Raw genomic sequence first — 14,440 nt, forward strand, 5'->3', positions numbered from 1 at the left:
TGAACCAAATCCCAATTTTGAATATTCCCAAAGAAAGGGGGATTTGAGCGAGCAAAATTCAAAAAAAGAAGGAGTTCAACAAAAAATCAAAAAAAATTTATGATCTGCTATCGATTTTAATATGAATACCTATCTTAGCCCAAGATTTGTGAAAAAATGACAAAGACGTATTTCTGGAACGGTTTTTATTTCTACTTCTTTTTTAAGAGAAGTATGGGACTGTTCTAGGTGTACGAAAAGTATATAAAATAGATAAAGTCCCGTTTTACCGGGACTTTTTTTTTACCATGAATTTAAAAGTAGCTATTCAGGGAATTAAGGGATCTAACCATCACCAAGTGGCCAAGGAGTATTTCGGAGAGCAAATTGAGCTGGTGGAATGTCTTTCATTTGATGCGATGATTGACCACCTATGCCAAGGCACCGCAGACAAAGGGATTATGGCCATAGAAAATTCCATCGCGGGATCCATTATACCCAACTACAATTTGGTGTACCACAATAACATCCACATTATAGGGGAGCATTATTTAAGCATTCACCACAATCTAATGGCGCTTAAGGGCACGGCCATTGAGGATGTGGAGGAAGTCAGGTCGCATCCCATGGCTTTACTGCAGTGTAAGACCTTTTTAAAACAGTACCCACATATCAAATTGGTGGAGGATGTGGACACGGCTGAAACCGCAAAACGTATCAAGGATAATCAATTGACCAAGGTAGCGGCCATTGCTCCCAAGGTTGCTGCGGATTTGTATGATTTGGATATCATCGCTCCAGAAATCCAGACCATTAAAAACAATGCTACTAGGTTTATCATCCTCAAGAAAAAGAATAAAGTATTGCCCAAAGACGAAATCAACAAAGCCTCTTTGAGATTTATCACCGATCATAAGCGCGGAAGTTTGGCTACGGTGTTGAACGTAATGAGTGATTGCAACCTTAACCTGACCAAGATACAATCCTTGCCCGTGATAGAAACACCTTGGAAATATGCCTTTTTTGTGGATGTTACTTTTGAGGCTTATGACCATTTTGCCAAGGCCAAATCCTTGTTGGAGATCATGTCCGAAGATTTCAGGTTGTTGGGAGAATATAAAAATGCATTATTGCCATGATTACAGCAGATAGGTTGCAAACAGTCCAAGAATACTACTTTTCTAGAAAGCTTAGGGAAGTAAGGGGGATGATCAAGGAAGGGAAACCCATTATAAATATGGGCATAGGAAGTCCTGATTTGGCTCCGTCCCCAGAGGTTTTGGAAACCCTTAAGGATGCCATCACGGATACTGGGGCACATCAGTATCAGAGCTATCAAGGGTTGCCCGAACTTCGGATGGCGATTGCTGATTTCTATCAAGAAAAGTTTGGGGTACAAGTAGATGAGGCAACTGAAATTCTTCCTTTGATGGGATCCAAGGAAGGCATTATGCACATTGGTCTTGCCTTTTTAAATGAAGGGGATGAAGTCTTATTGCCCAACCCTGGCTATCCTACCTATACCTCAGTTACCAAACTGATTGGTGCAGTACCCAAATCGTATGACCTAAAGGAAGAAAATGGATGGTTTCCAGATTTGGAGGCGCTGTCCCAAAGGGATTTGTCCAAAGTGAAATTGATGTGGGTAAGCTATCCGCATATGCCCACAGGGGCAACAGCCAGTCCTGAGAAACTTTTAGCCTTGGTGAATTTTGCGCAGGAGCATGAAATACTACTGGTGAATGACAATCCATACAGTTTTGTATTGTCCAAGAACCCAACCAGTATTTTGTCCATTCCGGGGGCCAAAGATTGTGCTTTGGAACTGAACAGTTTAAGCAAAACCTTCAATATGGCCGGTTGGCGTGTGGGAATGGTATTGGGAAAGCAAGAACATATCAATGCGGTGCTAAAAGTGAAGAGCAACATGGATTCAGGGATGTTCTACGGCATCCAAAAGGGGGCCATTGCAGCTTTACAAAGTGGGCAAGAATGGTTCAAAGCTTTGGATGAGGTGTATACAAAAAGAAGGGAACTGATGTTCCAATTGGTGGAAAAATTGGGATGTTCCTATGATAGAAACGCGGTAGGAATGTTTGTTTGGGCCAAATTACCGGAGGGTTCGGTTCCTTCGGAAGAATTTATAGACCAAGTGTTGAATGACAAGTACATCTTTATTGCGCCTGGAACTATTTTTGGGGGCAATGGGGAAGGGTACATTCGTTTTTCCCTTTGTGTGAAAGAAGAAAAAATTAAAGAAGCTATCAATAGATTTTAAACAGAAGATGAAGTCAAAAAACTCACATCTCGGCTTTCAAATCCCAAATTCAGTGGTATGCAACTAGTTGTCATTGGAATAGGGTTGATTGGGGGCTCTTTTGCCAAGGATGTCAAAAAATTGCATCCAGATACCCATATTGTAGGAATTGATAAGAACGAATCCCATTTGGATGAGGCCCTGGAACTGGGAATCATAGATCAAAAAGGAGGGTACGATACTTTGGCCTCAGCCGATGTGGTCTATGTAAGTATCCCGGTAAACGCATTAACGGAAGAACTGCCAAAGATCTTGGATGCCGTGGATGACGATGCCGTGGTCATGGATGCTGGATCAACCAAAGGACTGATCTGCGAAGCGGTCAAAAATCACCCTAAAAGAAGAAATTTCTTGGCTTGTCACCCAATTGCAGGTACTGAGTTTTCAGGGCCTTCAGCTGCAATAAACGGTTTGTACGAAGGAAAGACAAACATTATTTGCGAAGTGGAAAAAACCGCTTTTAAGCTTCAAGAACGGGCATTGGAACTTTTCCAGGAGCTGAAAATGCGTATCCGGTACATGAATCCGCAAGCGCATGATAAACACATAGCTTACGTCTCTCATTTATCACATATAAGCTCGTTTATGTTGGGAAAAACGGTTATTGAGAAAGAAAAAAATGAGCGTGATATTTTTGACCTCGCTGGTAGTGGATTTGAGAGTACCGTGCGCTTGGCCAAGAGTTCACCAGACATGTGGACCCCCATCTTTGAACAGAATAAAGAGAATGTGGTGGAATCGTTGGAAGAGTATATCCAAAATTTGGAAACTTTTAAGCAGTTGCTCTTGGACAATGAGTTTGAGGATGTCCATCAAGAAATGAACAATACCAATAGAATAAAACAAATATTAAAAGGAATACCCCTCACAAAAAGTTAGAACTGATTATGGAAAACAATAAAGAAATGAGAAAATGGCTGGATGACCTGGATTTACCACATCCATTGGTAATTGCCGGACCCTGCAGTGCCGAAACGGAAGAGCAGGTGTTAAAAATTGCCCACGATTTGAAGGATACAGATGTCAACTACTACAGGGCAGGTATCTGGAAGCCAAGGACGCGCCCGGGAAATTTTGAAGGGGTGGGGGCCATAGGCCTAAAGTGGCTTCAGAAAGTCAAGGAAGAAACAGGTTTGAAAACAGCCACTGAAGTGGCCAATAGGGCTCATGTAGACCTTGCATTGGAACACGATGTGGATTTGCTTTGGATTGGAGCCCGATCAACCGTAAGCCCGTTCATCGTGCAGGAAATTGCAGACGCATTGGAAGGAACGGACAAGGTTGTACTGATCAAAAATCCAGTTAACCCTGATTTATCCTTGTGGTTGGGTGCTGTGGAAAGATTGTATTCTGCGGATATCAAGAAATTGGGAGTGATCCACAGAGGGTTCTCGACCTATGAAAAAACGAAGTACAGAAATATCCCGGAATGGCAAATGGCCATTGAGCTGCAGTCCAAGTTTCCGGATTTGCCCATCATCAATGACCCAAGCCATATCACTGGGAAACGCGATATGATTTTTGACGTGTCGCAAACCGCCCTTGATCTTAATTTTGATGGTTTGATGATCGAGACACATCATGATCCCGATAATGCATGGAGTGATGCCGCACAACAGGTAACACCCGCTGCTTTGGTACAGATCATGAAAGACCTTCGTATCAGAAAAGAAACTGACCAAGAAGCTGAATACAATAGCAAATTGAGCAATTTAAGGGCCCAAATCGATGTGATAGACAATCAATTGATTGATATCCTTGGAAAGCGCATGAAAGTTTCCGACGGAATCGGAGAGCTTAAAAAGCAAAGGAATGTGGCTGTTCTGCAGTCGAATAGATGGAACGCCATTTTGGGTAAAATGATTTTGGAAGGTGAGTCACAAGGACTTAGCGAGGAATTTGTTTTGAGAATGTTCAAGGCCATCCACCAAGAATCCATCAACCACCAAGAGAAGATCATCAACGCATAGCGTTTAAGAGCATCAGGATAAAGTGCCATTTGAACCAGGGATACCAGCTTGGGCAAATGGCATTTTTTTATGCGTTAACTGTAACGATCTCCAAAATGGATTATCTTTTAGAAAGTTAACACCAATAGTCATGAAAAAACTGCTACTACTCAGCCTTATCCTTTCATCTTCAGTTCTTTTTGCACAGCGTACCATTGATACCGAAGTTGGGGAGTTTAATGAAATCAAGGTTTTTGACCTTATCGAAGTCAATTTGATCCAATCCGATGAACATAGAATTGTGATCAAAGGGAGAAATGTGGACGACATCAAATGGATGAACAAGAATGGCGTTCTAAAACTCAGAATGCAGTTGGATATGAAATTCACGGGCGAGGATACCTTCATTGAGGTGTACTATACCGATTTGGATGTGATTGATGGGAATGAAGGAGCCCAAATCACATGCAACGAACTTGTTACAAAGAACAATCTGGAATTGAGGGCACAAGAAGGGGCACGGATCCGCATTGGAGTGGATGTGGAAAATGTGGATATAAGAGCAGTTACAGGAGGCATTGTTGAAGCTACAGGATTGGCCAGTAATCAGTCCATTGTATTGAATACCGGAGGCATTTTTGATGGAAGGGATTTACGCACTTCCAATACAGACATCAAGATTTCTGCTGGAGGCGAAGCCGATGTTTTTGCTTCGGAAGTAGTGGATATCAATGTACGGGCCGGAGGAGATGTAAATGTCTACGGAAAACCCAAAAGGGTATATAAAAATACCTTTGCCGGTGGAAGAATTCATGTTGTGGATTAGCAAAATCAGTATAAAAGAAAAGCCCAGTGGGAATACACTGGGCTTTTTTTTGGATTGAGCTTTCTATTTTTTGAAGATGTAACGGGTAATAAAAATACCTTGTTGGTCATCTTCCCCTGCATTGCTCTCCACGGCACTGCTTACAAAGGCCAATTCCCAACCGTTGGCCACCATATCGTTCATCATGGAGGTTAACATGGCGTCATTGGCAGCAATGTTCTGAAAGCGGATGCCACCGAGGTTAAAGAAGTTAAGGAGTTTGGTTTCCTCAAAATTTTTCACACGAATGTTTCCTCGTTTGGATTTGTTACGGGTGTTGTCCTCGGAGGTTTGTACGCTGGTATATTCCTTGTAATCCTTGTCTTCCAATGCGTTGATGATCCTCGAACGACCTAGTCCACTGGGGATTATGGATTCCACACTGGTAATTACCTTGTATTCCTGGGCGGCAAGGCCAAAATTTACTCCTAAGGCCATCCCGATAATGATAAATACTTTTTTCATAATGTCTTAATTTATTCTGCTCTAAAGACAAGATGAAATAACCAAGGGTTGCATGCATAAAAAAAGCCCTTGGATTTCCAAGGGCTTTCCAATACACCATAGGTGTTTTATTTTCTAAAAATATATCGAGTAATAAAAATACCCTGTCCATCTCCTTTACCACCTTCACTTTCCACTGCACTGTTCACAAAGGCCAGTTCCCATCCATCTGCGATCATACTATTGATCATGGAGGTAATTAGAGCATCGTTGGCTGCAATGTTCTGAAAACGGATACCGCCCAAGTTGTAGAAGTTCAACAATTTGGTTTCCTCAAAGTTCTTTACACGGATTTCCCCACGCTTGGATTTGTTTCTGGTATTATCCTCTTCGGTCTGTACACTGGTGTACTCCCTGTAATCCTTGTCTTCAAGGGCATTTACAATTCGTGAACGCCCAAGACCATTGGGCACAATGGATTCCACACTGGTCACTACCTTGTACTGTTGTGCGTTCATTTCAAAAGTAGCGACTAGTGCTACGAAAGCGATAAATAAGATTTTTTTCATAATGAGATTGATTATAGTTAACTAACTGTACACAAAGATATACGCCTCAATGGGAGGATTATTGTTTCTTTGTAATGAAAATATAAACAAATAGGTGCAAGGAACTGTTTATAAATCCACTGGGAGCTGGTACACCGTGAAATCAGAAGAAGCTGATTTTTACGAGTGTAGGATAAAAGGCAAGTTCCGAATCAAAGGGATTAAGAGCACAAACCCGGTTGCCGTAGGCGATGAAGTTGTCTTTGATTTGCAAAAAATTGGGGATGAGACCGTTGCGGTGATTTCCGAAATTAGGGAACGAAAGAATTACATCATTCGTAAATCGGTAAACCTCTCCAAACAAACACATATTATTGCCACAAATCTGGATCAAGTTTTTTTGTTGATTACCCTCAACAATCCGCCAACATTTACAAGTTTTATAGACCGATTCCTGGTCACTGCGGAAGCTTATGATATTCCCGTGGTGTTGCTTTTCAATAAAATGGACGGCTACGATGAGGATGAGATGGTGGAAGTGAATTATTTGGTGCAGCTCTATGGAAGTATTGGGTACCCGTGTCTGGAAATTGCAGCCAAAGAAGGCACCAATGTTGAGCAAGTGAGAGAATTGATGTTGGATAAGACCAGTATGTTTGCGGGTCATTCCGGGGTGGGAAAATCAACCTTGGTCAATGCGCTGGAACCGGGATTGAAGCTAAAAACGGCAGAGATTTCGGAGCAGCATCTGCAAGGACAGCACACAACCACCTTTGCAGAGATGTACGATTTGTCCTTTGGGGCAAGAATTATTGATACCCCTGGAATAAAAGGGTTTGGTATTGTGGATATGGAGGAGGATGAGATTGGAGATTATTTTCCTGAGTTTTTCAAACTAAAATCTGAATGCAAGTTCAATAATTGCCTCCATCTGGATGAACCCAAATGTGCCATAAAAAATGCCCTGGATAACAATGAACTGGCCTGGAGCAGGTATAGAAGTTATGTGCAAATGATTACAGGCGAGGAAGAGAATTACAGAACAGACATCTATAAAGAGCGATAATTGAGAGCAGTAATCCAAAGGGTCTCCAAGGCCAGTGTAACGGTTGAAGGTAAGGTGGTATCCAAAATTGATCACGGGCTTTTAGTGCTACTTGGAATTGAGGATGCGGATGACGACTCGGATATACAATGGTTGGCCAAAAAGATTGCCAATCTCCGAATTTTTAACGATGTCGACGGGGTTATGAACCGTTCCGTACTCGACGAAAAAGGAGAGGCTATTGTAGTGAGTCAGTTTACACTGCATGCCATGACCAAAAAAGGGAACAGACCCTCCTACATCAAAGCCTCCAAACCTGATATCGCCGTTCCTCTGTACGAAAAATTTGTGCAACGTATGGAATTGGAACTGGGCAAGAAAGTGGGGACTGGTGTATTTGGAGCTGATATGAAAGTGGACTTGTGCAATGATGGCCCGGTTACCATCATAATCGATACAAAGAACAAAGAATAGTGTGCTTTTATCGATCAGTGTTTTTCGGTTTGTAGGAAAATTGGCATCTTAGCAGCGACTAAATCAACCTACCGTCTTTTGATGCGAATTCTTACTTTTCTGCTTGCCTTTCTAAGTTTTTCTATTTCATTTTCCCAAAATTATACCCATAACAGTATACCGGACGAACTGCTTATCAATGCTGATGCCGTTGTTCGTTTAGATAAAATGGACGTGGTGGTGGAAGCTCGTGATCTGATGACCGTAACTGCAAAACGGGTGGTAACCGTACTGAATGAAAATGGGAACAGATTCGTGCATGCCTCCGCCTATTATGATGACGGTCATAAAATAGGCTCCTTGGAAGCAAAAATCTATGATAGAAATGGGGAGGAAGTCAAGAAATACAAGAAAAAAGATTTTTTTGACCAAAGTGCAGTAGATGGGGGAACCCTCTATTCAGATTCCCGTATCATGTACATGCGATATACACCTACGGATTATCCCTATACCGTCGAGTATACGCATTCCTATAACACTTCCAATACAGCTTTTGCCCCTACATGGTATTTTTTGGATGGATATCGGGTCTCCACAGAGCAGAGTGAGTTTAATTTTACGGTCACCTGTGGGATTCCGTTCAGATATAAAAAATCGAATCTGGGTTCTTACGCTATAGATGTAGAGCTTACCGATACCCAGTTGAAATCAAAAGGGACCCATCTTAAAGCATTGAAAAGAGAACCGTTGGCCCCTGCTATGCAAGATTTGTTGCCCCATGTCAAGTTGGCTCTAGAAGAGTTCCATCTTGAAGGGGTAGATGGAACCGCAAAGAGCTGGCAAGACCTTGGAAAGTGGATGTACGATAAGCTTTTGGTGGGGCAGGGATCCCTGGATGCCCAAACAGTCCAAAAAGTTCAGAGTCTGGTAAAGGATTTGGATAATCCCAGGGATAAGGTGTCCAAAATCTATCAATACGTGCAAGACAATACCAGATACATTAGCGTACAACTGGGTATTGGAGGCTGGATGCCCATTAGCGCCACAGAAGTGGACAGGGTTAAATATGGTGACTGTAAAGGATTGACCAATTATACCATGGCCTTATTGAAAGCCGTTGGTGTGGAATCCTATTATACGGTTGTTCATGCAGGTGCCAGAAAGCGCGACCTTGATGCCGAATTCCCTTCCATGCAAGGCAATCATGTTATTCTAAATATTCCCATGGATGAAGATGATATTTGGCTGGAATGTACCAGTCAGGTGACCCCCGTAGATCATTTGGGCACTTTTACCGATAACAGAAATGTGTTGCGGGTTACACCCAAAGGGGGCGAGTTGATACGATCCAAACAATATTTGGACGAGGACAACCATCAAGGTACCAAAGGGGAGTATGTTGTACATGAAAATGGAGGAGTCACTGGTCAAGTTACCATTGCTTCCACTGGAATCCAGTATTACCAAAAATTCAGGAATGGTTTAAAATCAGAAGTGGAAAAGGAAGAGTATTACAAGGATTATTGGAACTATGTGAACAACCTTTCCCTAGGAAAAATCGAATTCAACAACGACAAGCAGAATATTGTTTTTACGGAAGAAATAGAGATAGAAGCGGACAACTATCTTTCCAATATGGATGGAAAGCTGTTTTTGGCCCCTAACCTCTTCAATAGAAATTTGATTGTTCCAGAACGTAGTAGAAGCAGAAAGACCGATTTGGTTATTTCCCGTGGGTATCTGGATGAGGATGAGTTCACCATCCATTTACCAGAAGGGTATCAACTAGAGAATCCAATGGAGCCTCTTAAACTGGAGACCACGTACGGCAGCTACGAAATTTCTCTGGAGCAACAGGGGCCGGGAATATTGGTTTATAAAAGAAAACTACTGGTAAAGTCGGGCCAATACACCAAAGAAGATTACAAACCCTACCGGGATTTCAGAAAGCAAGTAGCCCGGTTTGACAATTCAAGAATCATTTTAACCAAGATATAATTATGAAAGTAAGATTGCTGATCCTGCTGTTGGTGGGAACCCACCTAACCCAAGCCAATGAAGTGAAATTTGGAAAGGTTTCCAAAGAAGAAGTCGCCGAAACCCAACATCATTTGGAGGCTGATGCAGACGCTGCCATCTTGTACAAAAAAGAAAGGGTCTTCTATAACTACAATGCCGAACAAGGCTGGTCTTTGACCAAGGAGGCACATTACAGGATCAAGATTTACAACAAAGAGGGATTTAGCTGGGCAACACTTCAAATTCCGTTGTATGTTTCCCAAGGGGATGAGGAGAAAATCTCTAACGTAAAGGGAATCACTTTCAATATGATCGATGGTAAGATTGTGGAAGAAAAGCTAAAAAAGGACGGAGTGTTTGTGGAAGAGGTAAACAAATACAGAAATAAAGCTTCCATCACCATGCCCGAAGTCAAGGAGGGTAGTGTTTTGGATATCGAATTTAAGGTGAACTCTCCGCTTTATTGGTATATGGACGATTTTCGGTTTCAATACAGCATTCCAGTTAACAGGGCGGACCTTAGACTGGATATACCGCAGTACTTTGTTTTCAAGCGGCACTCCAAAGGTTATTACCCTATTCAATTCCAGCAATCCCGTGAAAGTAGGTCGATCAATATATCCTATAGAACCGAGGACGTGGCAGGCAAATTGGGAAAAACTTCCAGGCAATCCCATAACCTGAGTTTCTATGAAAATGTGTACGAGGTTCAGGCTTCTGATCTACCTTCAATGGTTGAGGAAGAATATACCAGCAACATTGACAATTATAGGAGTGCCATCAAATTTGAACTGGCCTCGACGCAATTTCCGAACAGGCCCTATAAAAATTACAGCCAAACCTGGGAGGGTGTTGCCAAGACCATATATGAATATGACAGTTTTGGAACGGAATTGCGAAGGGAGAATTATTATAAGGATGAGGTGGATCGGATAATAGCCGGAGTAACTGATGATAAGGAAAAGGCCAAACTGATTTTTGAGTTTGTGCAATCCAAGATGAACTGGAACGATTACTATGGGGTAACCTGTAGTAGGGATGGTATAAAAAAGGCTTTTAAGGAAGGAGCCGGCAATACGGCAGAGATCAACCTCATGCTTACTTCAATGTTTCGTTATGCGGGATTAAATGCCAACCCGATTTTGGTTAGTACTCGATCTAATGGGATACCACTTTTTCCAACTACGGATGGATTCAACTATGTAATAGCAGGTATTGAAGTGCTTGATGATGTTATTTTATTCGATGCGACCGAGAAGAATACCATTCCAGGTGTTTTGCCCAACAGGGCGCTTAATTGGATGGGAAGATTGGTAAGGAAAGATGGATCTTCCTCCCAAGTACAGCTCACACCTAAGAAACTGTCCAAAGAAATACACTATATAACCGCAAATATTCATGCGGATGGCTCAGTTGACGGAAAAACAAGAACCCAATACACCAACCAACTGGCTTTGGAACTAAGGGACAAACTTGAGAAAACGGACGAGGAAACCTATTTGGAGAACATGGAAAACCAGCATGGGGAAATGGAGATTGATGGCTATGAATTGAAAAATAAGAAGCAACTGGAAAAACCCATGATCGAAAGCTGTGACTTTGTCAAAGAGAATCAGTGCGAGATTATTGGTCAAAAAATCTATTTTAAGCCTATGTTGTTCTTGGCCGAGTCCAGCAACCCTTTTATAATGGAAAAGAGGGAATATCCAGTGGATTTCAGCTTTCCCAGACAAAAGAAATACATGATTAGTCTGACGATTCCAGAGGGATATAAAGTGGAGTCATTACCTGAGAGTACCTTGGTTCAGTTACCGGAGAATTCGGGAAAGTTTTCATTCAAGGTACTTTCACAGGGCAATCAGATACGAGTAAATGCTACCACGGAGTTGAATTCAGCCTTTTTTCCAGTGGAATATTACGATGCACTTAAAGAATACTACAAAAATTTGATTCTAAAACAGTCAGAAAAAGTAGTTTTGTCCAAAGTGTAGACCATGAATATTCAAAATGCCCAACAAGCGGTTGATGAATGGATCCAAAATCACGGGGTTCGCTATTTCAACGAGCTTACCAATATGGCCCAACTCTCCGAAGAAGTTGGGGAGGTGGCCCGTATCATCGCACGGCGCTATGGCGAACAAAGCGAAAAGGAGTCGGATAAGGATAAGGATTTAGGTGAGGAACTGGCAGATGTCTTGTTTGTGGTGCTCTGTTTGGCCAATCAAACTGGGGTGGACTTGCAGGAGGCCTTCGACAAAAAGTTGGACTTAAAGGCCAAGCGCGACCATGATCGTCATCAGAATAACAAAAAGCTCAAATAAAGTTAGCCCTGTACAGGGACTTTAGGGGTGTTTTTTCTAGTTTTGATCTTTCAACCAAACAGCTAGGCTTTGAAACTTAAACTGTCCTTTTCCCAAAGTAAAAAAATAGATAAATCCATTGCGGTTACAGGTTCCAAGAGTGAAACCAACAGGTCATTGCTCTTGCAGGCTTTGTTTCCCAATGTGACCATAAAAAATTTGTCCAACTCTGATGACGGCCGGGTTATGCAAAAGGGTTTGGCCACTTCTCACGGAGTAGTCGATATTCATCATGCCGGTACGGCCATGCGGTTTTTAACCGCCTATTTCGCTTCCCAAGAAGGAAAGGAGGTAGTGCTAACGGGTTCCCAGCGTATGCAGGAACGACCCATTAAGGTTTTGGTGGATGCATTACGGGACCTGGGGGCCGAAATAACCTATGAAAAAAATGAGGGATACCCACCCATTAAAATAACGGGAAAGACGTTGACCAAAAGTCGGGTGTCCTTACCTGCCAATATTAGTAGCCAGTATATTTCTGCCCTCCTTTTGATAGCCCCTAGTTTGGCAAACGGTTTGGAATTGGAGCTCGTTGGGAAAATCACTTCGGTGCCTTACATAAAAATGACATTGGGATTGTTGGAGCAAATAGGGGTGGAGACCAAGTTTGAAGGCAACCATATCCAAATTTCACCAAAGAAAAAGGTTGAAGACACTATTTTGGTCGTGGAATCGGATTGGAGTTCTGCTAGTTATTTCTATAGCATTGCGGCATTGTGCGATGTGGGAACCCAAATCCAACTTTCTGCGTATAAGGAAAACTCCTTGCAAGGAGACAGCGTACTTGCCCAGATTTATCAGGATTTTGGCGTGAAAACAAGCTACTCCGACACCCAAATAACCCTGGAGAAAGTTCAGGAATGTAATTTGGAAACGGTTAACTACGATTTAGCCAATGCCCCGGACATTGCGCAGACCATTTCAGTGACCTGTTTTGGATTGGGTATGGGATGCCATTTGACCGGCTTGCACACCTTGCCCATTAAAGAAACAGATAGGTTGGGAGCCATGAAAGCGGAATTGGAAAAAGTAGGGGCAAAAGTGGCCATAGATCATGAAAGTTTAACTTTGGAACCTTCCCAAAACATCATTTCCGATGTTGCTATAGACACTTACCACGACCACAGAATGGCGATGGCCTTTGGTCCTTTGGGCATGAAAACCACATTGATGGTCAATGAAGCGGAGGTGGTATCCAAGTCCTATCCAGATTATTGGAAGGATCTCGCAACCCTTGGTTTTAGCGTGGACACGCTATAATTAACATTTAATCACCAAATTACTTGACATCCCCTATGTCGAGATTGTATATTTGCGCTCTTTAAAAATTTCCAAAAAAAGTCTACATGAAATTATCAAACTTCAACTTTGAATTACCTAAGGAACTATTGGCCGAATACCCTGCTGAAAATCGGGATGAGTCCAAACTCATGGTGATTCATAGGGAAACCGGTAAAATTGAGCACAAAATGTTCAAGGACCTGATCGATTATTTTGACGAGGGAGATGTAATGGTTTTGAACAACACCAAGGTTTTTCCGGCAAGACTTTATGGAAACAAAGAAAAGACCGGTGCAAGGATAGAAGTGTTTTTGTTACGGGAATTAAATCAAGAGCAAAGGCTTTGGGATGTTTTGGTTGATCCAGCCCGAAAAATCAGAATTGGAAACAAATTATATTTTGGGGATGATGAAAGCTTGGTGGCCGAAGTTATAGACAATACTACCTCAAGGGGAAGAACATTGCGTTTCCTTTATGATGGATCGTATACTGACTTTAGAAGGAAACTTCGCGAGTTGGGAGAAACTCCGCTTCCCAAGTACATAAAGAGAGATGTGGAGCCGGAAGATGAAGAACGCTACCAAACCATTTATGCCAAATACGAAGGTGCTGTGGCTGCTCCTACCGCAGGTTTACACTTCTCCAAACATTTGTTGAAAAGATTGGAGATCAAGGGCATTGACTTTGCCGAGGTAACCCTACACGTTGGATTGGGAACTTTCAATCCCGTTGAAGTAGAAGATTTGTCCAAGCACAAAATGGACAGTGAGGAATTGGTCATTGACGAAAAGGCAACGGAAGTGGTTAACAACGCCAAGGCAAATAAAAGAAAGGTATGTGCTGTTGGAACTACGGTGATGCGTGGTTTGGAAAGTGCGGTTTCATCGGAACATTCATTGAACACCTTTGAAGGGTGGACAAACAAGTTTATTTTCCCACCTTATGATTTTAGCATTGCTAACTGCATGATTACCAACTTCCATTTGCCAAAATCCACTCTTTTGATGATGGTTTCGGCATTTATTGGTCACGATTTGATGAAAAAAGCGTACAAACAGGCCATCTTGGAGCAGTACAGATTCTACTCCTATGGGGACGCTATGTTGGTCATCTAAAATAAAATAGTTCCTTATCCAAAGGAACCTTAAGTAATTGATCCCGAGTAGTAGATTGCTTCTCG

The 14,440-nt window shown here is 42.2% G+C and carries 14 protein-coding genes; 12 read left to right on the plus strand and 2 right to left on the minus strand.

The window, feature by feature from the left end:
* Positions 1-287 precede the first annotated feature (287 nt).
* From ACO6S0_RS01885 to ACO6S0_RS01905, 5 genes are all read left to right on the plus strand, one after another.
* Positions 288-1,118 carry a prephenate dehydratase gene (locus tag ACO6S0_RS01885; RefSeq protein WP_422350354.1) on the plus strand — a complete coding sequence of 277 codons (831 nt, stop codon included), beginning with the start codon at positions 288-290 and terminating at the stop codon, positions 1,116-1,118.
* A complete protein-coding gene (locus tag ACO6S0_RS01890) occupies positions 1,115-2,257 on the plus strand; it encodes a pyridoxal phosphate-dependent aminotransferase (protein ID WP_422350355.1) in 1,143 nt (380 codons plus the stop codon). The genes ACO6S0_RS01885 and ACO6S0_RS01890 overlap by 4 nt, the downstream gene beginning before the upstream one ends.
* 57 nt (positions 2,258-2,314) lie before the next feature.
* Positions 2,315-3,175 (plus strand): prephenate dehydrogenase, encoded by an 861-nt coding sequence (locus tag ACO6S0_RS01895; RefSeq protein WP_422350356.1) that lies wholly within the window; start codon positions 2,315-2,317, stop codon positions 3,173-3,175.
* A gap of 8 nt (positions 3,176-3,183) precedes the next feature.
* A complete protein-coding gene (locus tag ACO6S0_RS01900; protein WP_422350357.1) occupies positions 3,184-4,266 on the plus strand; it encodes a chorismate mutase in 1,083 nt (360 codons plus the stop codon).
* A gap of 130 nt (positions 4,267-4,396) precedes the next feature.
* Entirely contained in the window at positions 4,397-5,071 is a 675-nt protein-coding gene (locus ACO6S0_RS01905; protein WP_422350358.1) for a head GIN domain-containing protein, read from the plus strand.
* Positions 5,072-5,134: 63 nt separating this feature from the next.
* Here ACO6S0_RS01905 and ACO6S0_RS01910 read toward each other — a convergent pair whose 3' ends face one another.
* Positions 5,135-5,575, minus strand: a complete 441-nt coding sequence (locus ACO6S0_RS01910) for a hypothetical protein (protein WP_422350359.1) — start codon at positions 5,573-5,575, stop codon at positions 5,135-5,137.
* Positions 5,576-5,682: 107 nt separating this feature from the next.
* The gene (locus ACO6S0_RS01915; RefSeq protein ID WP_422350360.1) at positions 5,683-6,123 is read right to left on the minus strand and encodes a hypothetical protein; all 441 of its coding nucleotides are present in this window, start codon (positions 6,121-6,123) and stop codon (positions 5,683-5,685) included.
* A gap of 94 nt (positions 6,124-6,217) precedes the next feature.
* Here ACO6S0_RS01915 and rsgA point away from each other — a divergent pair, with 94 nt between their 5' ends.
* The 7 genes from rsgA to queA all read left to right on the plus strand — a co-directional run bounded on the left by rsgA (position 6,218) and on the right by queA (position 14,375).
* Positions 6,218-7,168, plus strand: a complete 951-nt coding sequence (gene rsgA, locus ACO6S0_RS01920) for a ribosome small subunit-dependent GTPase A (protein WP_422350361.1) — start codon at positions 6,218-6,220, stop codon at positions 7,166-7,168.
* A complete protein-coding gene (gene dtd / locus ACO6S0_RS01925; RefSeq protein ID WP_422350362.1) occupies positions 7,169-7,621 on the plus strand; it encodes a D-aminoacyl-tRNA deacylase in 453 nt (150 codons plus the stop codon).
* A gap of 81 nt (positions 7,622-7,702) precedes the next feature.
* Complete coding sequence (locus tag ACO6S0_RS01930) at positions 7,703-9,598, plus strand: DUF3857 domain-containing protein (RefSeq protein WP_422350363.1); 1,896 nt, start codon at positions 7,703-7,705, stop codon at positions 9,596-9,598.
* Between the two features lie 2 nt (positions 9,599-9,600).
* Positions 9,601-11,610 carry a transglutaminase domain-containing protein gene (locus ACO6S0_RS01935; protein ID WP_422350364.1) on the plus strand — a complete coding sequence of 670 codons (2,010 nt, stop codon included), beginning with the start codon at positions 9,601-9,603 and terminating at the stop codon, positions 11,608-11,610.
* 3 nt (positions 11,611-11,613) lie between these two features.
* Complete coding sequence (locus tag ACO6S0_RS01940; RefSeq protein WP_422350365.1) at positions 11,614-11,940, plus strand: nucleotide pyrophosphohydrolase; 327 nt, start codon at positions 11,614-11,616, stop codon at positions 11,938-11,940.
* A gap of 69 nt (positions 11,941-12,009) precedes the next feature.
* The gene (locus ACO6S0_RS01945; RefSeq protein WP_422350366.1) at positions 12,010-13,239 is read left to right on the plus strand and encodes a 3-phosphoshikimate 1-carboxyvinyltransferase; all 1,230 of its coding nucleotides are present in this window, start codon (positions 12,010-12,012) and stop codon (positions 13,237-13,239) included.
* Between the two features lie 86 nt (positions 13,240-13,325).
* Positions 13,326-14,375: a tRNA preQ1(34) S-adenosylmethionine ribosyltransferase-isomerase QueA gene (gene queA, locus ACO6S0_RS01950; RefSeq protein WP_422350367.1), complete on the plus strand. Its 1,050-nt coding sequence runs from the start codon at positions 13,326-13,328 to the stop codon at positions 14,373-14,375.
* Positions 14,376-14,440 lie beyond the last annotated feature (65 nt).

Origin of the sequence: Flagellimonas sp., from assembly GCF_965233845.1 — a bacterium.
Taxonomy (GTDB): Bacteria; Bacteroidota; Bacteroidia; order Flavobacteriales; family Flavobacteriaceae; genus Flagellimonas.